This window comes from Actinomyces ruminicola (genome assembly GCF_900103885.1).
GTDB lineage: Bacteria > Actinomycetota > Actinomycetes > Actinomycetales > Actinomycetaceae > Actinomyces > Actinomyces ruminicola.
Genome location: NZ_FNIM01000001.1, coordinates 397154 through 421012, shown reverse-complemented (window position 1 = coordinate 421012; position 23859 = coordinate 397154). Strand labels below are relative to the sequence as shown.

General features: G+C 68.5%; 17 protein-coding genes. 12 read left to right on the top strand and 5 right to left on the bottom strand.

Annotated features, from left to right (window positions below):
- Positions 1-14: 14 nt before the first annotated feature.
- The gene (locus tag BLR49_RS01760) at positions 15-920 is read right to left on the bottom strand and encodes a glycosyltransferase family 2 protein (protein WP_092532431.1); all 906 of its coding nucleotides are present in this window, start codon (positions 918-920) and stop codon (positions 15-17) included.
- Positions 921-1146: 226 nt separating this feature from the next.
- On the opposite strand from BLR49_RS01760, the gene BLR49_RS01755 reads away from it, so the two are divergent.
- From BLR49_RS01755 to BLR49_RS01725, 7 genes are all read left to right on the top strand, one after another.
- Complete coding sequence (locus BLR49_RS01755; RefSeq protein WP_092532428.1) at positions 1147-1977, top strand: ABC transporter permease; 831 nt, start codon at positions 1147-1149, stop codon at positions 1975-1977.
- 2 nt (positions 1978-1979) lie between these two features.
- Entirely contained in the window at positions 1980-3275 is a 1296-nt protein-coding gene (locus BLR49_RS01750; RefSeq protein WP_092532425.1) for an ABC transporter ATP-binding protein, read from the top strand.
- A complete protein-coding gene (locus BLR49_RS13535) occupies positions 3272-3562 on the top strand; it encodes a kinetochore protein SPC24 (RefSeq protein WP_245690303.1) in 291 nt (96 codons plus the stop codon). Before BLR49_RS01750 ends, BLR49_RS13535 begins: the two co-directional genes overlap by 4 nt.
- Positions 3563-3618: 56 nt before the next feature.
- Positions 3619-4392: a rhamnan synthesis F family protein gene (locus BLR49_RS01740; RefSeq protein ID WP_245690301.1), complete on the top strand. Its 774-nt coding sequence runs from the start codon at positions 3619-3621 to the stop codon at positions 4390-4392.
- Positions 4393-4401: 9 nt separating this feature from the next.
- The gene (locus tag BLR49_RS01735; RefSeq protein WP_092532419.1) at positions 4402-6462 is read left to right on the top strand and encodes a glycoside hydrolase family 99-like domain-containing protein; all 2061 of its coding nucleotides are present in this window, start codon (positions 4402-4404) and stop codon (positions 6460-6462) included.
- 217 nt (positions 6463-6679) lie between these two features.
- Positions 6680-8308 carry a C39 family peptidase gene (locus BLR49_RS01730; RefSeq protein WP_245690300.1) on the top strand — a complete coding sequence of 543 codons (1629 nt, stop codon included), beginning with the start codon at positions 6680-6682 and terminating at the stop codon, positions 8306-8308.
- A gap of 213 nt (positions 8309-8521) precedes the next feature.
- A complete protein-coding gene (locus BLR49_RS01725) occupies positions 8522-9598 on the top strand; it encodes a hypothetical protein (RefSeq protein WP_092532413.1) in 1077 nt (358 codons plus the stop codon).
- Positions 9599-9670: 72 nt separating this feature from the next.
- Here BLR49_RS01725 and BLR49_RS01720 read toward each other — a convergent pair whose 3' ends face one another.
- Positions 9671-10993: a UDP-glucose dehydrogenase family protein gene (locus BLR49_RS01720; RefSeq protein ID WP_092532410.1), complete on the bottom strand. Its 1323-nt coding sequence runs from the start codon at positions 10991-10993 to the stop codon at positions 9671-9673.
- A 131-nt stretch (positions 10994-11124) separates the two neighbouring features.
- Here BLR49_RS01720 and BLR49_RS01715 point away from each other — a divergent pair, with 131 nt between their 5' ends.
- The gene (locus tag BLR49_RS01715) at positions 11125-12603 is read left to right on the top strand and encodes a DUF2142 domain-containing protein (RefSeq protein ID WP_143013666.1); all 1479 of its coding nucleotides are present in this window, start codon (positions 11125-11127) and stop codon (positions 12601-12603) included.
- A gap of 66 nt (positions 12604-12669) precedes the next feature.
- Here the strand turns inward: BLR49_RS01715 and BLR49_RS01710 are convergent, their stop codons facing one another.
- Entirely contained in the window at positions 12670-14160 is a 1491-nt protein-coding gene (locus BLR49_RS01710) for a sugar nucleotide-binding protein (protein WP_092532404.1), read from the bottom strand.
- A 90-nt stretch (positions 14161-14250) separates the two neighbouring features.
- The gene (gene rfbA / locus BLR49_RS01705) at positions 14251-15123 is read right to left on the bottom strand and encodes a glucose-1-phosphate thymidylyltransferase RfbA (protein ID WP_092532401.1); all 873 of its coding nucleotides are present in this window, start codon (positions 15121-15123) and stop codon (positions 14251-14253) included.
- 114 nt (positions 15124-15237) lie between these two features.
- Here rfbA and manA point away from each other — a divergent pair, with 114 nt between their 5' ends.
- Positions 15238-16425 carry a mannose-6-phosphate isomerase, class I gene (manA, locus tag BLR49_RS01700; protein WP_092532397.1) on the top strand — a complete coding sequence of 396 codons (1188 nt, stop codon included), beginning with the start codon at positions 15238-15240 and terminating at the stop codon, positions 16423-16425.
- 422 nt (positions 16426-16847) lie between these two features.
- Here the strand turns inward: manA and BLR49_RS01695 are convergent, their stop codons facing one another.
- On the bottom strand, positions 16848-17741 hold the full coding sequence (locus tag BLR49_RS01695; protein ID WP_092532394.1) for a TIGR03089 family protein: 894 nt from the start codon (positions 17739-17741) through the stop codon (positions 16848-16850).
- Between the two features lie 345 nt (positions 17742-18086).
- On the opposite strand from BLR49_RS01695, the gene BLR49_RS01690 reads away from it, so the two are divergent.
- Genes BLR49_RS01690 through BLR49_RS01680 form a run of 3 tightly spaced genes read left to right on the top strand, consistent with a single transcriptional unit; the run spans position 18087 to position 23769 of the window.
- Positions 18087-18335, top strand: a complete 249-nt coding sequence (locus tag BLR49_RS01690; RefSeq protein ID WP_425425746.1) for a WhiB family transcriptional regulator — start codon at positions 18087-18089, stop codon at positions 18333-18335.
- Entirely contained in the window at positions 18332-22285 is a 3954-nt protein-coding gene (locus tag BLR49_RS13825; RefSeq protein WP_092532388.1) for a glycosyltransferase family 2 protein, read from the top strand. Before BLR49_RS01690 ends, BLR49_RS13825 begins: the two co-directional genes overlap by 4 nt.
- Entirely contained in the window at positions 22282-23769 is a 1488-nt protein-coding gene (locus BLR49_RS01680; protein ID WP_092532385.1) for a DUF5719 family protein, read from the top strand. Before BLR49_RS13825 ends, BLR49_RS01680 begins: the two co-directional genes overlap by 4 nt.
- Positions 23770-23859: the final 90 nt, after the last annotated feature.

Here is a 23859-nt window from a genome sequence, read left to right as displayed (position 1 = left end):
CGGTGCCGGTCCGCTCAAACCCGGGCCTCAAGCGGCCCCGAACGTCCGCGCAGGCCGTCGCTGATGCCCCGGCGCAGCATACGTCTGCGCTCCTTGGAGCGGTCCGGCAGCAGGCCGTTGAAGGCAACATACTTGGCCAGCCAGTACACGTAACGTACCCGCCACCGCCAGGGCATGAGCGAGCGCCTGCGTACCAGGGCAATGGTGTTGCGCGCGAGATAGTAGTTGCGGTTCGGGCCGTGGACGTGAACCGGCTGGGAGCGACCAGGAAGCATGACGACGTCGTCTCCCAGCGAATGGTGCAGTTTAGCGCCGGGTGCAACCAGTAGCCGATACCCGGCTCTGCGAGCGCGCAGGCCCCATTCCAGATCGACGTGGTCGATGAACAACGATTCATCCATGAGTCCGACAGTTTTCAGCGCCTCGACGTTCACGAGGCAGCCAGAGGCTATGAGGAAGGCGACTTCAAGCAGATCGGTGTCCAGCTCTGCGGGGGTAGCGCGCCCTGGTTTCCAACGGCGGCATACGTATACGAGCTGATCGCCGCCCTCTCGATCTTCTTCGGGCAGGGGCCCGACCGCGGCCACATGTGCAGCAGAATCGAATCCGGACAACAGCTGTTCCACCATTCCCGGAGCAGGCAGAGAATCGTGGTCGGACAGCAGTACATGGGAAGCGCCCAGGTCTTGAGCGCGCGCAATACCCACGTTCTGAGCCGCTGCGATTCCCCGGTTGCGCCCCAACGGCAGCACTTCGGCCTGGGTTTTGGCGGCGGCTGTCTCGATGCGGGACAGCCCGTCGGCGGAACTGCCATTGTCGACAACGACCACGTGATCGCACTGCGCATCCAGAACCTGGAGTAACCCAGTGATGTCGTGATCTGGGTCGAAGGTCACGACAACTGCCACCACGACCGGCATGCCCGTCCTCCCTTGCAGTGCTTCCGCGGATGAGCGCACACAGGGTAACGCGACCGGTAGAGTCGCCGCAGCCGGCGAAGTTGCGGGAGACATCACCCGCCTGTCCCGTCTGCGGCAACGGCGCAGCAGGTATGGTGGCCTGGTCTGTCCGGCGCGGACGCGCACACGCGAGTCCCCGAGGACTCGTCCGCGCTCCGGCGTGCACCCCGAGGCAAGTGAGGACTGCATGAACAAAACGAACGTGAGGTCCAGGAGGTCGTTCTGGCAGGAGTGGGACCTCATTCAGGCCTTTGGGCAGCGTGACCTCAAGTCGAAGTTCAAGGGGACCGTCCTGGGTTGGCTATGGTCGCTCGTTGTTCCCCTGGCATCCTTGGGCATCTATACGCTGATATTCGGCGGACTGTTCAAAATGGTCCCGGCAACTATTGCGTCGCGGCATGAGGGCATCGGGATCTTCGCCGTATGGCTGTTCGCCGGACTGACTGTCTGGGGATTCTTCCAGAACTCCATCAATGCCGGCATTAACGGGTTGCTGGGGTCTGGCGGTCTGCTGCAGAAGGTCTACTTCCCGGCGTACTCGGCGGTGCTCGGCTCCTGCCTCGCTATCGGGGTGCAATCGGCGATCGAAGTCGGCCTGCTGCTGGTGGTGCTGCTGTGCCTGACGAACGTGTCCTGGACCTGGCTGTTACTGGTGCCTTTTCTGCTGCTGCTTGTTGTCTTCACTGGTGCCATCAGCGTGATCCTGTCCATTTGGAACATCTACGTTCGCGACCTTGCACACCTGGTGGGCGTCTTTCTGCAGCTGATGTTCTACGCAACCCCCATCATCTACAACCCCGACATCGTTCCCGAGTCCGTTTGGGGCCTGCCGGCCCACGACCTCATTCAGGCTATGCCCATGGCCCAGTTCATCAGCCTGTTCCGGTCGCTGGTCTACTCACTGCAGCCCGGAGCCATTGGCGACTGGCTGTCCTGCTGTGCGTGGGCGGGAATCGCACTCATCGGTGCGGTGCTCGTCTTCCGCAGGTGGGGTGCCGACCTGGGGGAGAGGATCTGAACATGAACACCGCAGTTGTACCGGCCGGTGCCGACGGCGGCGACGGCCTCGCCATCGAGGTGCGAGGAGTTTCCAAGCACTTCACGCTGCACGCCGACAGGCGCGATTCCCTCAAGGAGCGCTTCGTGCGCGGGCGGTCGCGAGACACCCATGTCTTCCGCGCGCTGGACGATGTCAGCTTCGCCGTGAAGAGGGGGATCACGTTCGGGCTCGTTGGACACAACGGATCCGGCAAGTCCACCATGCTCAAGATCCTCGCGGGCGTGTACCGGCCCAACGAGGGCGAGGTTATGGTCTCCAGCAAGGTTGACGCGCTTCTGGAGGTCGGGGCCGGATTCCACGGCGAGCTCACGGGCCGAGAGAACATCTACCTGAACGGAGCCATCCTCGGGCGCACCAAGAAGCAGATCGATGACTCGATCGACTGGATCATCAACTTCGCGGACATCGGCGACTTCATCGATGAGCCCGTCAAGGTCTACTCCTCCGGGATGACGGTTCGGCTGGGATTCGCCGCGGCCGTGGCCATCGAGCCGGAGATCCTGGTGGTTGATGAGATCATCGCCGTCGGAGACGAGGAGTTCCAGCGCAAGTGCTTCGATCTCATGCGGCAGCTGCGCGACCGCGGCACCACCATCGTGCTGGTGACGCATTCGCTGTCGCTGGCCACGGAGATGTGCGATGAAGTCGTCTGGCTCGACCACGGCAAGGTGCAGATGGTCGGTGATGCCGACGAGGTCGTGTCCGCCTACCTCACCTCCGTCAATGAGAAGGAGGCCCGCCAGCGTGCGCTGGAGCAGCCGGAGGAGGAGTTCCCTGAGGATGATCAGTACAAGTTGAACCAGGGCAACGGCGACTGCCGCATGACCGGTGTGGAGCTGCTGGACGGCGACTTGGATGAGGTCTCCTTCGCCACATATGGCAAGCCGCTGACCGTGCGTGTGCACGTGAACGCCAAGAAGGACTTGCACGACGTCGAGCTGGGCCTGGGGTTCTCGACCGACGGGGGAGTCACGATCGCCGGCCCGAACTCCAAGGCCGCGGGCACCCTGTACTCGCTTCGTCCGGGAGACTCCTTCATCGACTACAAGATCGATCAGGTGGTCTTCCAGCCTGGAAGACTGTGGCTGACAACGTGCTTCGTCAGGGACGGGCAGATCTTCGATCTGTCCGATCGTCGTACCGAACTCATTGTCCGTGCAGACAGGACCATGGACGAACCCGGGCTGGTCACCCTCGCACCGGGGCAATGGAGCAAACGGCCGGGGCTTCCCGCCCCAGGGGAAGGACAGCAATGAGCACATCCGCCAAGAATCCCGAATACCCGCTTGGTGCAGGGTCGGAGTCCGGCGTGCGCGACCTTGAGGAGGAGATCCGGCAGCTTCGTGCCACCCTGCACAAGATGAAGCACGAGCTGGCGGAGCTCTCCATGCGCAACGAGGAGCTCGAGAAGGAACTGCGCCGTGCGAACCGGGTAATCAGCGGGGCGTGGGAGCAGATCGACGTACTGCGCCACTCGTCGTCGTGGCGGGTGACTGCACCCGTACGCGCCTTCAAGACACGCGTGCGGGGAGTTCTGCGGTGAGGCGTATGCCGTGGCGCGGGCGCGGCCCGCTCGTTTCGGAGGTGTCTCACGGGCGTGTGCACATTGAACGCGGCAGGCCCAGCACCATCGTTGACTCCGACCGCGTGGCACTGGTGGCTCAGTTCTCCGTCGGGCCGCTCCAGCCCAAGTCGCTCTCCGAGTATCTGAAGCGGCTGGATGCGGCGGGATACGCGACCGTGGTCATCTCGACCTGCGAGTCCGCCGAGCCGTTGGAGTTCCCCGCGGGCATCCCGCAGGACACGATGATCATTCGACGGCCCAACCTCGGGTATGACTTCGGCTCGTGGACGACGGCGCTCGGCTGCTTCCCCGAGCTGCGCGACGCGGGAACGGTGCTGCTCACCAATGATTCTCTGCTCGGACCCTTTGCCGAGATCGACCACCTGCTCGAATGGGCCGCCGCGCCGGGCCCGGATATCCGCGGCCTGACCGCGTCGTTCCAGTTCGCCCACCACATTCAGAGCTTCTTCCTGTCTTTCCGAGGCGGGATACTCGCCGATCAGCCCTGGCGCGATTTCTTCAACGCCGTCCGGGTGGAGCCCGGCAAGGACGACGTGGTCATGTCATATGAGATCGGTGTGTCCCGGCTGGCCTTCGCCGAGTGCTACTCGAGCGAGGTGTGGGTGACCGGTCCGGAGCTGGGAGTACCCTACGGAAACCCAACTGTCGACGGCTGGAAGAACCTGATCGAGTCCGGCGTCCCGTTCCTCAAACGCACCATCATGACCCATCCGTCTACCGAGGCTGAAGCGGCCGAGGCGGCTCAGTACATCCGGCGGCGGTTCGGAACCGACGTCAACGAGTGGTAAGGACCTGTGATGACCAAAGTCACCAAGACCGGGCTCGTGCGACGAGCGAACTACTTCGCGGCCAGGGGGCGCAATGCGCTCGCCAACCTGGTCGCCAGTGGCAGCATCCACGGCTACCAGAGCAAGCACTGCGCGGACTTCAACGAGTACGTCTCACGTCTGGGAGGACGCCAGAACTCTGGATTCCCGGACCACTGGCGGGTGGACGACTCGCTTGTCAACGACGATCCGGCACGGGTCGCGGTGGTGATTCACTGCTTCTACCCGGAGCTCATGGATGAGCTGTTCACGCACCTTGGCGTCATCCCCGTTGACTTCGACTTGTTCGTCACCAACGCCTCCGGACAGGAGGTCACTGTTCCCCGCGAGCAGTTGCCGCGTCTGGGGCATGTGTCCATCGTGGAGGTGGCAAACCACGGGCGGGACATCTTCCCGACTGTGCAACTGATCAACGCCGGCTTCCTCGACCCATACGACATCGTGCTGAAGGTGCACACCAAGCGAAGCCCCTGGCGCGAGGACCACGCGGAGCTCGCCGGCGACGGCGCCGGCTGGAAGGACCAGCTACTGGCCGACCTCCTCGGATCCGAGCAAAGGGTGAAGGAGATTCTCAACACCTTCGCCTCGGACTCCTCGCTGGGTCTGGTAACGGCCGACGACTGCGTGGTCGGCCCCGAGTTCTGGGGCGGGGATCAGCACATCGTCGAGCAGTTGCTGCGCAGGCTGGAAATGTCGCTGGACGATCCAGACGCCCTGCGCTTCGCGTCCGGTTCCATGTACTGGATTCGTGGCTTCCTGTTGCAGGGGCTGCGCGCCCTGAACCTCCAGCACGCAGACTTCGATGAGGAGAACGGGCAGGTTGATGCCACCACGGCTCACGCCGTCGAGCGTCTGCTGGGCATCCTGACCGAGGAGGCGGGCCTGCGGATGGCCGAGGTGGCCGGGCTCGGCAGGCAGGACACGAGCGCCTCCGATGCGTATAAGCGCTTCGAACGAGGATCGGGCCGGTACGCGCGCGCCCAGGTGATTCCCTTCTACCTGCCGCAGTTCCACGACTCTCCGCAGAACAACCGCTGGTGGGGGCAGGGATTCACCGAGTGGTCGAATGTTACTGCTGCGATCCCGGGATATCGGGGGCATTACCAGCCGAAGCTGCCGACCGAGCTCGGCTTCTACGACCTCGCGAACGATGAGGTGCGGCGCAAGCAGGCGGTACTCGCCCGCGATCACGGTATCGCCGGCTTCATGTACTACTACTACTGGTTCTCCGGCGAGAGGCTGCTGAACGTTCCGATCGAGCGGCTGCACGCATCTGACCTCGATCAGCCCTACTGCATCATGTGGGCGAACGAGAACTGGACGCGTCGCTGGGATGGAAGGGCGGCGGACATCCTCGTCGGTCAGGACTACTCCAAGGTCCCGGCCGAGACCTTCATCGACGACGTGATGGAGTTCCTCCTCGATCCGCGCTACATGCGCATCGGCGGCAAGGCGGTGCTGGCCGTCTACCGTCCGGCCCAGATGAAGAACTTCCCGGAGGTCGTCGCGACCTGGCGCGAGAAGGCGCGCGAAGCGGGCGTCGGTGAGCTGTATGTGCTGGCCGTCGCCGTGGCGGAGGAGTTCGACGGCATCCAGGCGCTCGGGGCGGACACCGGCATTGACGGCACGCTCCAGTTCCCGCCGCACAATCTGCCCTGGGTGGCCGGGCCCGCAACAGAGGTCGGCCTCGACTCGCGTTGGCGCGGCAACTTCATGAGCTATCAGGAGACCGTCAAGGCGTCCTTGGCCATGTCCGGCACGCTGGCGGACGGCGAGTACCCGGGAGCCATGGTTGCGTTCGACAACACGGCGCGTCGCCAGTGGACGGCGGACACCTGGTATGGATCGAACCCGTACACCTTCCGGCGCTGGGTAGCCGGCCTGATCGACTCGGTGATGTCTCGGGAGCCTGAGCATCGCGTGGTCTTCATCAACGCGTGGAACGAATGGGCCGAGAGCGCCGTGCTGGAGCCCACCACCCGGTTCGGACGGACCTTCCTGCTTGCCCTCAGAGACGCCGTTTGGTGCTGAACAACGTCGTAGGAGTTGAGCACGGCGGTCCGGGGCCGGCCGATCACCAGGGGCGGTCGGCCCCCGGGCCGACGGGCCTCGGCCCCAATCGTCGCCATGTCGTTGCCATCGAGATGGCATCGAAGCGGGTTTGAGGATAGCTGCACGGTAGCCTGTGGTGAGTCACCGCTCATCCATCCCAGTCAGGTCTGTTCCCATGTTGCGCCGTACTCCCTGGGTGCCACGCACCGCCGTGCTGCCTCTCCTCGCCTCATTGGCTCTTCTCTCCCCTATTGCCGTTGCCGATCCCGGCACGGAGACGACGCCCACGCCTGCGGCCACCGAAACCGTAACGGCGGAGCCGGCCGATCCGGATGCCGGTGCTGATCCCTCGGAGGCTGCCTCGGCCCCGGAGGCCGTCTCCCCGGAAGCGACTCCAGACGCAGGCGAGGACGACTTGCCTACCGAGCCCGGGGTCGCGGCGGGCAACGACTCCGCGGATGAGGCGCTGAAGAAGACTCCGTCCGAATCCGAAGCGAGTTGCAGCATGCCCAGTGGGGTGGCCGCAGGGGCAGCCAACGCTCGCGGCACGGAGAAGGACCTCGGCCGCACGTACTACTTCGCCAATACCTTCACCTCCAAGGCGACCTCCGTCATCACTTACGGCCGCGCCAACGATGCGGTGCTGGTAGGGGACTGGAACGGCGACGGCAAGGACACCCTGGCCGTGCGCCGCGGCAATTACTACTTCTTCTCGAACACCCTGTCCGGCGGCGCGGCGGACGTCGTCATCATCTTCGGTCGGGCCACGGACAAGGTCATCGTGGGCGACTGGAATGGAGACGGTGCTGACACCCTGGCCGTGCGCCGCGGAAACCGCTACTTCTTCCTCAACTGTCTTCGCGGGGGAGTTGCGGACGTGGAGGTAACCTACGGGCGCGTGTCGGACCAGGTGCTCGTCGGCGATTGGAACGGCGACGGCAAGGACACTCTGGCCGTGCGCCGCGGAAAAGAATACTATGTGGCGAACTCGATCAAGGGCGGTTCGGCGGATAAGGCATTCGCCTACGGGCGCGCGAGTGACGAGGTTTATGCCGGTGACTGGGACGGCGACGGCAAGGACACCCTCGCCGTGCGGCGCGGAAACAACTTCCACGTAAAGAACTCTTTGACCGGCGGCAGCGCCGACCGCCTGGTCTCATACGGGCGGGCCACGGATCTTGTGCTGGTGGGTGACTGGGACGGCGACGGCAAGGACACCCTCGGGCTGCGTCGTCCACCGGTCGTCAAGCCCGCGCAGACTCAATTCACTTTCAACCTCGCCTGGGCCGGACAACCGAACAACTTCTTCTGCGGTCCTACGTCAGGTTATATGATTCTGCGTTATAAGAACGCCGGCAACTCCAAGTCTACCGGTGCATCATTGACCATCGAGAATGTCGCGACTGCGATGTCCACACGACGCTACGGGTACACCTCCTTCCATGACCGCAAGTTCCAGCAGGGCATGAACGCGTGGCTCGGCAAGAATGTCTACTCCACTATCCACACGCCGACTCCCGCGGTGGTTCAGGAGAAGGTCAAGCAGTCATTCTCCAAGGGTTATCCAGTTGCGGTAGATGAGCAGGAACGTCGTGGCGGCCCGCATTTCAACGGCCACAGCAACTCCACCTTCTCGCACATCATGGTCGTCACCGGGTACAACGTCAAGACCGATGCCGTGCAATTCGCCGACCCCGGTGCCACGCTGTGGGGCGGCGCCGCGCAGAAGTTCTGGTATCCGTCGCTGGCAACGTTTACTCGTAACTATCTCCAGTACGAGTACGTCAACGACGGTCGCCAGCACATCGGAATCTTCACCCCCTGATCGTGAGGGCACGTCATGGCACTGATACGGATGCTCAGCAGGCGTCGACTCCTCACGGTCGTGGCCGCTTCGGCCGGGATGCTCGTTGTTGGTTGTAGCCGGAACCAGCCGGCGCCGGAGCCGACAGACGGCGCAACCTCTGCGGCCTCACCCCACGGCGCAACGGCTACCGATGCGCCACAAGCCTCTACTCTGCCCTTCTCGCTGAGTGGCATGCCCGTGACCGTTGCGCCCGTGGAGGTCAAGCAGACCGCGCAGCCCGCGGAGCTGTCTCCCCAGTGGTCTTTTGGAGGCGACTACGCCCAGATCGGCGTGCTGCCGCTGTCGACCGAAGAGGTGTTCGGATCCGCCAGTTCGAACCCGAACGCACTCATGTCCTACGCCGCGGCGATACTGACCGCCGAGGGAGCCGAGACGCTCACCTCGGAGCCTCCCGAGATCGTGGACCCGGCCGATTACTTCGAGCCTCAAGACGGCTCCGCCACCGCCGATTGGATAGTCTGGCGAGCCGCCACCGTCAACATCGATTCGGAGCTCTCCTCCGTAATCGACAACTGGCAGCTGTGGGCCTACGGGCGGACGACGGGGAGCGGAGCCGTTCTCATTGGCACCGCGGAGGAATTGAACGGAACCACTGAGACGCCCGCAGGACCGCTGGAGGTCGTGCCGACGACTGATGGCACCGACGTGTACTGGGCGTCTGCCGTGTATGCGGACGATCGCTGGGAGCGACAGGTTCTGTGTTACGCGCTGGACGGCAGGAAGCCTCCTAGTGTCGTAGCCGCCGGTGATCTGCCTGCAGCCGTCGCGGGTGGTGTCCTATTCGCCGTGCCGGACACCGAGGGTGCTCTGACGACGCTCGCCCATTGGAACCGACTCTCGGAAACCGCCGAAACGATCCTGTCCATCACCTCTACTGACTCCTCATGGCAGATTACGGGGGTGTGGGCTGCTGGGAACCACCGTGCGTTGGCCGTCTCCTCAACCACCGCGGGGGCGGGCACATACATCGGTCTGTGGGACGAGGAGCAGCCAGGCCCGGCGACCTGGCTGCACGCGCCCTCAACAGTCATTATCGGTTCTGCCGGCGCCACCCGCTTCGCCTGGGGCTCCGGGTCCGACGGACAGGAGGCCGACATGTACGCCGTCGCCTGGGACGGAACGGATCTAGTCGGGCTCGGCGAGGCGATCGGCTACTCTCGGCCAACACTGTCTCCCGATGGCGCCACCGTCCTGGTTCCGGCTAGCGACGGCATGACCGCGGCCAGCTGGACGGTCGCGTCGTTCTGACTGCAATCGGGAAATCGGCGCCGTCGATAAGGCCCGGGGCGAACCGACCCCGGGCCTAATCGACGATACGGGTCAGCGCCGACCGATGCCCACGTAGGTGAAGCCGGCGTCCTTCCAGGCCTCACGCGGCAGCGCGTTGCGGCCGTCAATGACAATGCGCCGGGCCACCAGCTCGGCCGCCTTGGAGGGGGCGAAGGCGGTGAACTGCTTCCACTCGGTGCCCAGCACGACCAAGTCGGCGTCCTTCAACGCCTCCTCGATGCTGCCGGCGATCTCGTAGGGCAGGCCATCGCGGTCGGCCAGGATCGGGCCTGCCGCCGGATCCATGACCACCACGGAGGCGGACAGGCCGACGAACTCCTGAGCCAGGTCGAGTGCGGGGGAGTTGCGCATGTCATCGCTGTCCGGCTTGAAGGCCGCGCCGAGGATCGCCACCCGCTTCCCTTCCAGCTCCTCGCCCAGCAGACGGCGGGCGGTGTCCACCACGGAGTGGCGCACGGCGTCGTTGACCTTGTCCACTTCGGCGAGGAAACCGAGCGCCTGACCGACGCCCAGCTCATTTGCACGTGCCTGGAAGGCGCGGATGTCCTTGGGCAGGCAGCCTCCGCCGAAGCCGATGCCGGCCCGCAGGAACCGCTTGCCGATGCGGTCGTCCAGGCCGATGGCTCCGGCCAGAGCGGTCACGTCGGCGCCTGCGGCGTCACAGATCTGCGCCATGGCGTTGATGAAGGAGATCTTGGTGGCCAGGAAGGCATTGGCGGAGATCTTCACCAGCTCCGCCGTCTGGTAGTCCATCACCAGCCGGGGCTTACCCGCCTCGATGATGGGGCGGTACAGCTCATCCAGGACCGCCTGGGCATCCGCCGCGGCCTGCTCATCGTCCGGCAGCCCGTAGACCATGCGGTCGGGGTCCAGGGTGTCCTTGACGGCGAAGCCCTCCCGCAGGAACTCGGGGTTCCACACCAGGGTGACGCCGGTGGGGGCGATCTGCTCGGCCAGGCGGGCGGCTGTGCCGACCGGCACGGTCGACTTGCCGGCGACGACCTCCACGCCGTCGGTGCACTGGCCCAGGTGCGGCAGCATGCCCGCGACGGCCGCATCCACGTAGGTGAGGTTGGCGGCACCGGTCTCCGACTGGGGGGTGCCCACGCCGATGAAGTGCACCTGCGCTCCGGCGATCGCCGCGTAGTCGGTGGTGAACGTCAAGCGGCCCGACTCGACGTTACGGCGCAGGATCTCCTCGAAGTCGGGCTCGAAGAAGGGCGCCCTGCCCTGGGACAGCCGCTCGACCTTGTGGGCGTCAACATCGACCCCCACCACCGTGTGGCCGAGCTCGGCCATCGACGCCGCGTGCACGGCGCCCAGGTACCCACAACCAATTACGGAAAGACGCATGCGGGCAGGCTAGCGGACGAGCGTCCGTTTTGGCAGCATGTCGGGGCGAGAGCGTGGTCCCACTTTCTGTCAGTTGGCCACACTCGCGGGGCCTGAGTCACGTTTGTGTGGCTGTGGCGACGTGACGAGTCGTGAACCCCTATGGTGAGCCAGTGCAACATGCAAAGCGTTGGAACAGCACCCCGGACGGTGGAGCTGACGCCGAATCACCGCTGCCGGTGGTCGGCACCGCAGGAACCACGGGGATTCAGCGGCTGGTGGTTGTGGGCTTCATCCTGTGTGCGGCGGGTCGCGCATTGCTGATACCGCTGTTCGGAAGCGTTGATGAGGTCAACCACCTCGATTACGCCTTCCAGCTGTGGCACGGTCAGTGGCCCGACTTCTTCGAAGGCCCGGTCATTCCGGGGGCCGGTCCCAAGACTCCGCTTTCGGTGCAGGCAGTTTCACAGCACCCGCCGCTCTTCTACCTGATCATGGCGCCTTTCGCGGGTCCGCTGACAGACTCCTTCGGAGTGCTCGTCGCGGGCCTCGCCGCTAGGGCGGTAAACGTGCTCCTGGGCGCTGCGGCGGTCGCAATGATCGGCTATGCCGCGCGCGTCGCCTTCCCCAAGAATCGCCTGCTCGCCCCGGTTGCGACGCTGATCGCGGCAACATGCTGCTCGATGCTGGGGGTTGCGGGAGCCGTGTACAACGACACGCTGGCGACTGCGCTGACGGCCGCCTGCATAGCGCTCACCTTCCAGTTCATCCGCTCTGGTCCTTCGCGGCGTCGCTGGATACTGCTAGCCGTGGTCTGCTGTGCGGCGCTGCTGACCCGACTGTCGTTGATGGTGGTGGTTGCCGTCTGCATGGCTGCGGTCGTCGCGGAGGGAATTGCGCGGGGAGCTGGTCGAGACCGCTGGGGGCGATGGACTTCGCTGGCCAACGCCGTCCTTGTGGGCGCATTGGTAGCGCTGTCGTCCGGCTGGTTCTACCTGCGCAACCTGCACCTGACCGGGACGATCACCGGTGGGCACCCGGAATGGGCGGCCGAGCACTTCAACACCGTTGCGGTCTCGGTCGGTGAGCTTGCCATGCGCCCCGAGACTTGGCAGAGACTGCTGTCGCTGTTCGTTCCGGTTCCCGCTCTGGGGCGGGTCGGCCTGCTGCTGATACTGGTGCCCGCTGCCTGCGGGCTCGGGGCAGGCGTACTGGCGATTGCCCGCAAACAGGTGACGAAGGCGGACATCGTCGTGGTTGGTCTGCTCGGCGTCGAGGCGGTCCTCATCGTGGCGATGCAGCTGAAGTACTCGGCCGGCGGTGGCGGCCTGCACCCGCGTTATCTGCTGCCGACGCTGCTTACGCTCGCGGTCGTGATGGCCGGCGGCCTGACGTGTTCACGCCGTCTGGCTGGAGTCGCCACCGGTGCCTGGCTCGCCGCATGGGCGGTGTTCTTTGTGCGCTGGTGGTGGCAGCAGGCGCAGCAGTTCTCGGCCAGTCCGGACGGAGGATTCCCGGCGTGGCCGGTGCCCGCGACGGTGCTGTTGTGCGCGGGGCTCGTGGTATGGACAGGAGCCGTGATCCGTATCGGCGGGCTAGGGCGATTCCGCAGCAGTACCACCGGGAAGTGATGTCCTGACGACGCCGCTGCGGGGCGCCGGTCACCACTTGGGTGACCGGCGCCCCGCAGCGAACGGTCACAGCTCGATGGTCGGCACGTAGGCGTCCAGGCGCTCCATGGAATTGGCCGGGGTGAAGCCGGTGGCCTCGATCTTGCTCAGGTCCAGGGCGCTCTTAAGCGGGCGGGGGGCGATGCCCTCCTGACCGGCGTAGTACTCGGCGGTGGATACCGGCGTGACCTCGTCGGCGCTGTGACCCACCAGCTCGAACACCCGCTTGGCGACGTCGCACCAGGAGACCACCGGCCCCTCGCCGGAGAGGTTGTAGGTGCCGAACTCGGCGCCGGTGCGCAGCAGGTGGATGATGCCGGCGGCCAGGTCCGTGGTGAAGGTGAGCCGGCCGGTCTGGTCGTCCACCACCTTCGGGGTGATCCCGCGCGCGGCCAGGGAGGCCATGGTCTTGGCGAAGTTCTTGCCGTCGCCCACGACCCAGGAGGTGCGCACCAGGTAGTGGTTGGGAGCGGCCTCGACGGCGGCGTCTCCGCCCGCCTTGGACTGGCCGTACACGCCCAGCGGGCTGGGGGCCTCTGCCTCCGTGTGAGGCTCAACCGTGCCGTCGAAGGTGTACTCGCTGGAGATGTGCACCAGGATGAGCCCGTGGCGGGCCGCCTCCCGGGCCAGGTTGGCCGGGCCGGTCGCATTGGCCCGCCAGGACAGGCGCCGGCCCTCGGCGGTCTCGGCGCCGTCGACGTTCGTCCAGGCGGCCGCGTTGATGATGATGTCGTAGGCGGACCAGTCCCAGGCGGCCATCGCGTCGGCGTCGGAGATGTCCACCTCCGGCAGGTCCACTCCGACGGGGGAGTAGCCGGCCTCGGGCAGCTGCTTCATCAGCTCGCGGCCGAGCTGACCCTTGCAACCGGTCACCAGCACGCGTGTCCCCGGCGCTGCGGAGGGGGCGGCGTCATCTTCGGCGGGGAAGGGGACGACGTCGGCCAGGCGCGGGTGGGCACGGTCCTTGTCGGACTGGATCGCCTGATCCAGCGGAATCGGCCACGGCACCGCGACGGTCTCGTCGGCGAGGTTGAGGAAGGTGTACTGGGCGTCGGGCGACCAGTGGTCGTTGACCAGGTAGGTGTAGGCGGTGTTCGGCTCCAGGGTCTGGTAGGCGTTGCCCACCCCCTTGGGGACGAACACGGCCACCGAGGGGTCGATCTCGGTGGTGTACACGGTGCCGAAGGACGGCCCCTCGCGCAGGTCCACCCAGGCGCCGAAGACGCGCCCGGTGGCTACCGACACGTACTTGTCCCACGGCTCGGCATGGATGCCGCGGGTCACCCCGACCTCGTCGTTGAAGGAGATGTTGTTCTGCACCGGCCCGAAGTCCGGCAGTCCCAGCGCCGTCATCTTCTCCCGCTGCCAGTTCTCCTTGAACCAGCCGCGGTTGTCGCCGTGCACGCTCAGGTCGATGCGCAGGAAGCCGGGGATCGGGGTGGTGTCAATGCCGAGCGGCTTGAGCAGTTCGATGCCGTCGGCGTCGGGAGCGGTGGGCGTGTCTGCGGTGTCGGTCATGGGACTCCATTTCGATTCGTGAGGATGCGGGTGGACGAGTGCGTCGGTATGGAATGGCGGAGCCGGGCGCACGACCCCACCGACTCCGGGTCAGCGGCGTCCGCGCTCGAGCAGATCGAGCAGGTACTGGCCGTAGCCGGACTTCACCAGGGGCTCGGCGCGCTCGCGCAGGCCGTCGTCGTCAATGAAGCCCATGCGCCAGGCGACCTCCTCCGGGCAGCCGATGTTCAGACCCTGTCGGTGCTGGACGGTGCGCACGAAGCTGGTCGCGTCTGCCAGGGAGTCGAAGGTGCCGGTGTCCAGCCAGGCGGTCCCGCGGGGGAGTACCTCCACGGTGAGGCGGCCGGCCTCCAGGTAGGTGCGGTTGACGTCGGTGATCTCGTACTCGCCGCGTGCCGAGGGCTTGAGATTCTTGGCGATCTCCACCACGTCGTTGTCGTAGAAGTACAGGCCCGGCACGGCATAGTCGGACTTGGGGTGGGCGGGCTTCTCCTCAATGGACATGGCCTTGAAGTCGGAGTCGAACTCCACCACGCCGTAGGCGGTCGGATCGGCTACCTGGTAGGCGTAGACGACGCCGCCGTCGGGGCTGGTGTGGCGGCGCAGGCGCGTGCCCATGCCGGGGCCGTAGAAGATGTTGTCGCCCAGCACCAGGGCGGCCGCCTGGTCGCCGATGAAGTCCGCGCCCAGCACGAAGGCCTGCGCCAGGCCGTTGGGAACCTCCTGCACCGTGTAGGACAGGCTCACGCCCAACTGGGAGCCATCGCCCAGCAGCCGGTGGAAGCTGGCCGCGTCATGCGGGGTGGTGATGACCAGGACGTCCTGGATGCCCGCGAGCATGAGCGTGCTCAGCGGGTAGTAGATCATAGGCTTGTCGTACACCGGCACCAGCTGCTTGGAGGTGCCCAGGGTGATGGGATTCAGTCGCGTGCCGGAGCCGCCGGCCAGGATGATGCCTCGCATGGGCACAGTCTGGCCCATCCACGGACCATTTTGCTGCATATGGGGTGGATGGGTTTTCGTGAATCCGCCCGGCGTGCCGATTCGCGGCCGCCTTGTCAGCTACCGTTGGCGCCCATGGAACGTCTTGACGGTGCGCGGCAGCGCTACGACTGGGGCTCGCCCGAGGCCATCCCCGAGTTCCTCGGCGTCGAGGCGGACGGCGAGCCGTGGGCCGAGCAGTGGTTCGGAGCTCACCCGGCCGGCCCAACCGGTGCCGGTGGCCGTACCCTCGCCGCGCTGATCGACTCCGATCCGCAGCGTCTGCTCGGCGAGGACGTGGTGCGGCGCTTCGGCCCCAGGCTGCCCTTCCTGCTGAAGCTCATCGCTCCCGCCCGGGTACTGTCCCTGCAGGTGCACCCCTCGCTGGAGCAGGCCGTCGAGGGGTACGAGCTTGAGAACGAGGCCGGTGTTCCCCTGGACAGCCCGGTGCGCAATTACAAGGACACCAACCACAAGCCGGAGATGGTGCTCGCACTCACCCACTTCGAGGCGGTTGCCGGCTTCCGGGCGCCCAGGCGGGCGGCTGAGATGCTGGCCGACCTGCACTCCCCGCTGGCGCGCCGCATGCGCCGCACCCTGAGGCTGAACCCGACCCGCTTCGGAATCCGGCAGGTGTTCACCGACCTCGTCTCCGCCTCCACTCGCCCGGATGCGGAGGAGATCGCCGCACTGGTGGCCGAGATAGATGACCGGCTTACCTCCGGCGCCTCCCCCTCGCGGCGGGTGGACGCCAACGTCATCAGCATGTGGCGATCATTCCCCGGCGACCCGGGCGTGGCCGCAGCCCTGCTGCTCAACCCCGTCACGCTGCGGCCGGGCGAGGCCCTGTTCGTGCCCGCGGGCTCCGTACACGCCTACGTAACCGGCATCGGAATCGAGGTGATGGCCTCCTCCGACAATGTGCTGCGCGCCGGGCTGACCACCAAGCACGTGGACGTGCCGGAGATGCTGGCCTGCGTGGACTACGTGGCGGCGCCGCCGGTGCGGCCCGCGCCCGAGTACCTGTCCCGCGCCACCCGCGCCTACTACGTGCCCGTGGACGACTTCGAGCTGCTGATGACCACCGTGGTTCCCGCGGACGGGCGCGTGCAGGTGCCCGGCCGCGGACCGCGAATCGTGTTGGCGACCGAGGGGAACACGACGATCACCACCCCCGCCGGGCAGGCGCGGCTGACCCGTGGACAGGCGTTGTTCATTGGCGCCGATGAGCGCACTCTTGCCGTCGAGGGCGAGGGCACGGTGGTCCAGGCGGACGTGCCCTAGTCGGCGTTGGCTCGGGCATCCCGTTGCACGCGGGAGCACCAGCGCAGAAATCTGAGCGAGCCGCTGCTTCCGCATGATTCCAAGGAAGAACTGCAGTTGACCGGGTTTGTCCCGACGGCTCCAGCGTGTCACTCTCTCCGGCAGAGCGGATTCTCCCCCTGGTGCGCACCGCGGCCCTGCCCGGAAAGTGCGTAGCCCTCTTCGGCGAAGCGGATTCGGTCGACGGTGAGCCGACCCGTCCTGCGTAAGCGCCGCGGTCGCCGCGGACGCTGTACGACCGTGGGACATTGCACGACCTTTGCATACTTGGCTCTCTTCAGGACGACCGGCTGGGCCATCCGCGCCACTTCTACCGATCTGGGCACGTAACTTCTACCGATCTCGGCGGTTTTTCTACCGATCTCGGTGATGGCGGGAACGGGCTAATGCGGCTCGCCGCACTCCTGGCGGGCGGCCGCCTGGACGAGGTCGGCGTCCGCGTCGGGGGAGACAAGCACCGCGGTCTGGCCGGCCTGCCACGCGGTGAGCACACCGCGCAGCGCCTCCAGGCCGGTGCGGGCCCGCACCAGCGCGGCGCGGTGGCCTGCCCCAGCTGTCGGCGCGCGCTCAGCAGTGCCGGGCGCATCGACCGGGTCGGCCAACTCGCCCAGGCCGGCGACGAGCGCCGCACGCGACACCTCCGTCGGCGTCCCAGCGCTCCCGGCTGGGTCAAGCCGAATCGCCGCGCGGGTGCTCTCGACCGGTTGGGCGGGGAAGGCGTCCGCGCGGGACATGACCTCGGCGACGCCGTCCAGCACCAGTGGCGGCAGCGTCCCGGGCCAATGCCTGGCCAGCGGCTCGCGCGGCACCAGCACCTGCAGCTCCGCATCTGCGGCCAGGCCGGTCGGTGTGAATGCCACCGATACGTCCGCGGGAGCGGCGAGGGCTGTTGGGGCTCCGGAAGTGGTGCCGGGATGAGGCGCGGCAGCGGGTTGGGGTGCAGCGCCGGCCGTCCCGTCGATGTCGTCCCCGGATCGTGCTGCGGCGGTGGGGTGGGCGGAGGTGAAGGTGACCGCCCCGCCGGCGAGCCAAGCCCCGCAGCACCAGGTCACTGTCCGCCAGTGCACGCCGAGGTCCAGGTGCACGAGCAGCCCCGCGGGGTCGGCGGTGGGAGCCTCCTCGGTGAGCAGGTTGGCGATCTTGCACTGCCACATGTGCAGCACATGGCCGGTCAGCTCCACGCGCTCGCCGGGCGCGTACCACACCAGCCACGGACGGCTCGCGTCGGCGGCGGATGGAAGCAAGTCGGCGAGCGAATCTGCGACGGGGCTGGTCACGGTCCGATCCAAGCAGAGGAGCACCCCTCGGAGCCAGTGCACAGAGACTTCACAGGCGATTGTCATGAAGATGTCGGGGCGGTTGCGCTGCTGCGTTCGTCTTCCCCGTGGCGAGCCGCGCCCCTGCGGGCGAAAGTGGTGGTAGGCGGGAGCGTGTCGGTGTCGGCCAAGGGGCCGTCGCAATTGAGTGAATATCCCGCACCCGGCTTGACTCGCGGCGGCTCACACCCGTGTAATTCTACGTAACCATCGTCCGTATCCTGAAGGGAAGCCATCGTGTGGAACATCCTCGGCGAAGGGCCGCTCGAGCGGTCCGACGACGCCGACGACGAGGCGCTCCTCCTTCTGCTCAGCGATGACGATCCCGACGAGGGCCCCCTGGCCTGGCAGGAGCGCGCGCTGTGCGCTCAGACCGACCCGGAGGCCTTCTTCCCTGAGAAGGGCGGCTCCACCCGCGAAGCCAAGCGTGTGTGCGCCTCCTGTGAAGTCCGTGAGGAATGCCTGGAGTACGCTCTGGCCAACGACGAGCGTTTCGGGATTTGGGGAGGACTGTCTGAGCGTGAGCGCCGCAAGCTAAAACGGCGCGCTGTATGAGCCAGGCCGGAGGCGCCGGACTGCAGTATTCATCTCTCGGCGGGACCCTCGCGGTACTCGTCTCTGCCGGGGTCACCCCCTACTTGCCCAAGACGCTTCGGGCGGTGGCGGGGCAGACCGTCGCCCCGGACGTCCTACTGATCGTGGACGTCGCCTCGCGCAACAACGGGCTCGGCGACGGCACTCCGATCGAGGAGGCGGCGGTCGACTCCGGCGCCGACGCGGTCACGGCCGTGCGGGTGGTGCACGTGCCCGACGCGAGCGGTTTCGGCGACGCCGTTAAACGCGGCCTGGCCAAGTATGCCGAGCTCGTCGCCAGGGGCAACCGCAAGCGCCGCCGCGGCGACGCCGGATCGCGGCACACGGGTCAGGCGCTCGCCTCCACGACTGCCTCCGGGCAGCTGACCGGCCCCACCGGCGCCATGTCGCCCATCTCCGAGACCGAGGCCCGCCGGGTCGCGCCTGCGACGGCTCCCGGCGCCGAGCCCGCCGGAGACTCCTGGATCTGGCTGCTGCACGATGACTCCGCCCCCGAGCCGGGCTGCCTGGAGGCGCTGCTGACAGCCGTCCGCTCGGCCCGCTCGGTCGCCCTGGCCGGCCCCAAGCAGGTCGACTGGGACAACCCGCGCGAACTGCTGGAGGTCGGGCTGCGCACCACCGCGTCCGCCCGGCGCGCCAACGACGTCGTCGAGGGCGAGGTCGACCAGGGGCAGCACGACGACCGGTCGGACATGCTCGCCGTCGGTACCGCCGGGGCGCTGATCGACCGCGCTGTGTGGGACGAGGTCGACGGCATCTCGCCCGCATTCCCGATCTTCGACGACGGTCTGGAGCTGTCCCGGGCCGTGCGCCTCGCCGGGCACCGCGTGGTTGTCGTCCCCGACGCCGTCCTCCGCCACCGCCGCGCCGGCTACCTCGGTCTGCGACCCGCTCAACACGCCCACACGCGGCACAACATCGGCCATGGTCGGGACGCTGACGGGACGGCCGACGCCGTACTGGCGGCCGTGGTCCGCGATCCCGACCCGGACCGCTCCTTCCGCGCCCGGCGCATCGCCCAGTTGACCGCATGGGCGACCTTCTCCGCCCGCCCGGTGCCGCTGCTGCTGACCTGGATCGTCCTGCTCGGCGTGGCCCGCGGCGCCTGGCGGCTGCTGACCAAGGCCCCCGCGCTGGCCGGCGACGAGCTGGCCGCCGCCCTCGCAGTGGCCCGCCGCGGCACCGACATTCGCCGCGGCCGCAAGCGTCTGGCCGCGCACCAGAGCCTGCGTCGCTCCGTGCTGGCCGAGCTCTACGTCAGTGCCGCCGACATCCGGGCCGTCCGCCGCGACCGCCGGCGGCAGGAGCGTGAGCGCGCCGCCCGTGAGGCCGCCCGCAGCGAACTGGAGCTGCGCGAGCTCGCCGCCCTGACCCGACGGCGCCGCATCACCCTGGCCGCCACGCTGATCGCCATGGCCGCCGTGGCCGCCGTCGGCCTCTCCCAGGTCCTGGTCGCCCGCACGGTGACCGGCGGCGCTCTGCCGGGCCTAGGAGCGAACTGGCGTGAGCTGTGGGACGCCGCCTGGTCCACCTGGGCCGTCTCCGGCGACGGCTATCCCGCCGCACTGAACCCGCTGCTGGCCATGCTGGCCCTGCCCGTGGCGGTCGGCTCCTGGATTGGGGCCGACGGCGACGCCCTGGTACACCTCCTGGTGATCCTGGCCATTCCGCTCGGTGCGCTCGGCGCCTGGTACGCCGCCGGCACCATCACCCGCCGCAATCCCCTGCGCGCCTGGGCGGCCTGCGTGTGGGCGCTGGCTCCAACGCTCCTGCTCGCCATCGGGCAGGGGCGGCTGACCGCCATCATCGTCCACCTGGCACTGCCGTGGGCGCTGACGGCGCTCGCACGCGCCGTGGGGGCGGATCGGCGCGACGTGGTCCTGTCCGGGATGGTCGGGGCGCACCACACCACTCAGCAGGAGCGTGACGAGCTCGACCGCCTGGCCTCTGCCCGCATCGAGGAGCTGGCCGAGCTCGCCGACCCCGTCGCCGACACGGATGGGGATGCGGACGACGCCGCTGAGCCCGCCGAGACGACCGCGGCAGCGGCATCGGAGGACGATGCGATTCCCGTGGGCTCCGACGCCGCCGCGGATGCGGCCATGCTCGATCCCGACGCCCCCATCCTGAATTCCTCCGAGGCGCACGCCCCCGACACCTCCGCGCCCTCGCCGGAGGCCGAGAACCTCGAGCCCCCCGAGGCCCCCGCCGTCCGCTCGGAGGCCGACGAAGGCTCCGCACCCGTGCTCCCGCAGTCGCCGGAGAAGTACGGTCCCGGATCGCCGACCGCCGCCGCGGTGGCCGGGCTGCTGTTCAGCCTCATCGTGGCCGCCGCTCCCGCAACCGCCGCGCCGGTAGTGCTCGGCCTGATCCTGCTGGGAGTGTGCATGCGGCGCAGTACGCGGCGCCTGCTGCTCACGCTGATGCCGGTGGTGGCCACCGCCGCCCCGGCCTGGTGGCGCGCCCTGCGCCTGGCCCAGGCCGGCGCCGCGGCGGACGCCGTGCGCTACCTGCTCACCGACACCGGCCTGCCCGTCGCCGTCGCCCCGCCCAGCACCATCGAGACGTTCCTGGGCATGCCCGTAGACGTCGAGTCCCTGATCGCCGACCCGCGCCTCGCGCTGGCGGCCAAGGCCCTGCTCGCCATCGTCCCCGCGGCCGCGGTCTGCGGCCTGCTGACCGGCGGGCGCCGCGGCAACCGGGCCCGCGCCGGCCTCCTGATGGCACTCGGCGGCCTGGGCCTCGCCGCCTGCGCCACGCGTGTCATCACCGCCGTCGGCACCCAAGCCGACGGATCCGGCTCCCTCACCGTCACCGCCTGGGCCGGCACCGGTGCTTCCGTCGCCCTGGCCGGCCTGCTGACCGCCGCACTGGCCGCCGGCGACGCCGCCTACACGGCCCTTCCCACCGGCGCCGTCGGCTGGCGGCATTGGGCGCGCGTCGGCACGGTCGGCGTCACCGTCATCGCCATCGTCGCGCCCCTGGGCGTCGGCGGCGCCTGGGCCCTGGCCGCCCGCGGCTCCACCGGCACCGGCGCCGACGCCCTCGGCATGGCCCTGCGCCCCGCCGGCAGCCAGATACCCGTGATCGCCGCCGAGGTCCAGTCCTCCGACGCCGCCGGACGCGTGCTGGTCCTGTCCGCCACCGACACCGGGCTGCGTGCGCGCATCTGGCGCGGCGACGGCGTGCAACTCGCCGACGTGACCCCCGACGTGCTGGCCGCGCAGCTCGCCGCGCGCGTTCCCGCCGCCACGGCCGTCGGCTCCCCGGGCGCATCCGACCCGACCACGGCGTTCGCCACCGCCCTGATGGACCCGGCCGACGCCGAGCTGGCCGACCTGGTGGTGCGCGCCGCCGCCGGTCAGGACGAGGACGTCGCCGACGCCCTGGCCGCCCACGGCATCGCCGTCGTCCTGCTCACCGACGCCGCCGGTGACGACCTGACCGCCTCCACCCGTGCCGGCCTGGAGGCCACCCCGGGGCTGGAGCAGCTCGCCCGCACCGACTCCGGCACGTCCTGGCGCGTGTCCCCGGACCGCGCCGCCGAATCCGCCCGCGCCACTCTCGTCGCCGTCGACGGCACTGGCACCACCATCCCCGCCGACGCCACCGGCAGAACCGTCATCCGCACCACGCTGGCGGCCTCCTCCGGCCGACGCATCCTCGTGCTCGCCGAGCGCAGCGATGGAGCCTGGCGGGCCACGCTCAACGGCGAGGCGCTGGATGCCACCACCGTCACCGACGCCGCCGGCCGTTGGCGCACGGCCTTCGTCGTTCCCGCTGACGGCGGCGAACTCGTGGTCACCCACGGCACCGTCGCGGGCGCCGTCGCCGCCCGCGGAATTCAGGTGGTTTGGATCCTCACCGCCCTGATCGCCCTGCCCCTGCGCCGCAGGAGGAGCACCACATGACTCTGTCCCGTCGCAAGCTGCTCGCCCTCGTCGGCCGCGTCGCCTCCGCGCTCCTGGTCCTGGCCGCGCTGCTCGCCCTGACCTGGTGGGGGACGGGCGCGCCCCCGGCCACGGAGCGGGATGTCGGCGCCACCGCCATCCCCGCGCCCGTAGCCGATGTCGTCTATGCCTGCCCCGCCGCGCCGAACAACACCATCGGCGGCGTCGACCTCGACGAGGCGACCACGACCACCACCATCACCGCCCTTGATGCCGACTCCACGCTCACCTACGGCTCCGCCGAACTCGATGGCACGACCACGTTGGAGACGGCCGCAGGCGGCGTCCTCACCGTGGTGGCACCCGGCCGCGAGCCGACCGGCGCCGTCGGCGTGGTCACGGCTCTGACCGCGGGCGGCGACCTGCGCGGGCTGACCGCCGCGCCCTGCACCGCGCCCGCCTCCGTCGCCTGGATCGTCGGCGGCTCGGCCGCCGTGGGCTCCTCCGCCGAGCTGCGGCTGACCAACCCCGGTGTCACCACGGTCACCGCCACCATCCACCTGTACGGCTCCACCGGCGAACTCACCCTGCCCTCCTCCGGCCAGGTGTCGGTGAGTGCAGGCGAGACCACCGCCGTGCTGCTGGAGGCTGCCGGGGCGCTGGACGACCGCCTGGCTCTGAGCGTGGAGGTGGACGGCGGCTCGCTCATCCCCGTCCTGGTCACCGAGTCCCTGGACGGCGAGACTCCCGCGGGCGTAGACACGCTCACCGCCGGCGCCGCCCCCGCCACGGAGCTGACCATCCCCGGCGTGGTGCTCGTGGACGCCGCCGACCAGGGGGAGGCAGAGGCCGACGGTGCCGCCTCCTCCGACGCGCCCGCGGTGCGCGTGGTCAACCCCGCCGCCGCCCCCGCCACCGTCTCGATCTCTCTGGTCGGCGCCGACGGCGAGGAGGAACTGCCGGGCGCTACCGCCGTGACCGTCGACCCGGGCGCCGTCTTCGACATCTCCCTGGCGGGTGTGGCCCCCGGCGCCTATGCCGTGCACGTCACCTCCGATACGGCCGTCGGCGCCGCCGCCAAACTCGTGCGCAGCGCGGGGGAGTACCCCGAGCGCTCCGGCGCCCTCGCCCATGACACCGCCTGGGTGCAGGCCACCGCCGCCGACGCCACCAAGGGCGCCGTCCTGGCCCTGCCCCGCGAGAACGGCTTGGAGACCTCCGTGGTGCTGACCAATACCGGCGCGGACGCGGCCACCGTGGTACTCACCGCGGCCGCCGGAGAGTGGACCGAGGAGATCACCGTCCCCGCCGCTACCACGCTCACCCCCGAGGTCCCGGAGGACGTCTCCGGGCTGATCATCAGCGGTCCCGGCGACCAGCAGGTGGCGGCGGCCGCGGTCGTCACCGCCGAGGTCAAGGGCGACGTGCCGGGCACGCTCATCTCCGTGATCCCGACCGTGCCCGACGCCGCCGCTCAGGGAGCCCTCGACCTGCTGCTGCAATGACGCGGGCGGCGCCACCGGGACCTGCTGGGGCCGGTGGCGCCACGGGACTGGACTGCGCCCCGCTCGGCCGTCCGCCGCGTCGGGGCCGCG

Excerpts from the sequence above, each read along its gene's own strand:
- BLR49_RS13535 (WP_245690303.1), top strand. The coding sequence starts at position 3,272 with ATGAGCACATCCGCCAAGAATCCCGAATACCCGCTTGGTGCAGGGTCG.
- manA (WP_092532397.1), top strand. The coding sequence starts at position 15,238 with ATGGAACGTCTTGACGGTGCGCGGCAGCGCTACGACTGGGGCTCGCCC.
- BLR49_RS01710 (WP_092532404.1), bottom strand. The coding sequence starts at position 14,160 with ATGACCGACACCGCAGACACGCCCACCGCTCCCGACGCCGACGGCATC.
- BLR49_RS01760 (WP_092532431.1), bottom strand. The coding sequence starts at position 920 with ATGCCGGTCGTGGTGGCAGTTGTCGTGACCTTCGACCCAGATCACGAC.
- BLR49_RS01755 (WP_092532428.1), top strand. The coding sequence starts at position 1,147 with ATGAACAAAACGAACGTGAGGTCCAGGAGGTCGTTCTGGCAGGAGTGG.
- BLR49_RS13825 (WP_092532388.1), top strand. The coding sequence starts at position 18,332 with ATGAGCCAGGCCGGAGGCGCCGGACTGCAGTATTCATCTCTCGGCGGG.
- BLR49_RS01720 (WP_092532410.1), bottom strand. The coding sequence starts at position 10,993 with ATGCGTCTTTCCGTAATTGGTTGTGGGTACCTGGGCGCCGTGCACGCG.
- BLR49_RS01750 (WP_092532425.1), top strand. The coding sequence starts at position 1,980 with ATGAACACCGCAGTTGTACCGGCCGGTGCCGACGGCGGCGACGGCCTC.
- rfbA (WP_092532401.1), bottom strand. The coding sequence starts at position 15,123 with ATGCGAGGCATCATCCTGGCCGGCGGCTCCGGCACGCGACTGAATCCC.
- BLR49_RS01680 (WP_092532385.1), top strand. The coding sequence starts at position 22,282 with ATGACTCTGTCCCGTCGCAAGCTGCTCGCCCTCGTCGGCCGCGTCGCC.
- BLR49_RS01735 (WP_092532419.1), top strand. The coding sequence starts at position 4,402 with ATGACCAAAGTCACCAAGACCGGGCTCGTGCGACGAGCGAACTACTTC.
- BLR49_RS01725 (WP_092532413.1), top strand. The coding sequence starts at position 8,522 with ATGCCCGTGACCGTTGCGCCCGTGGAGGTCAAGCAGACCGCGCAGCCC.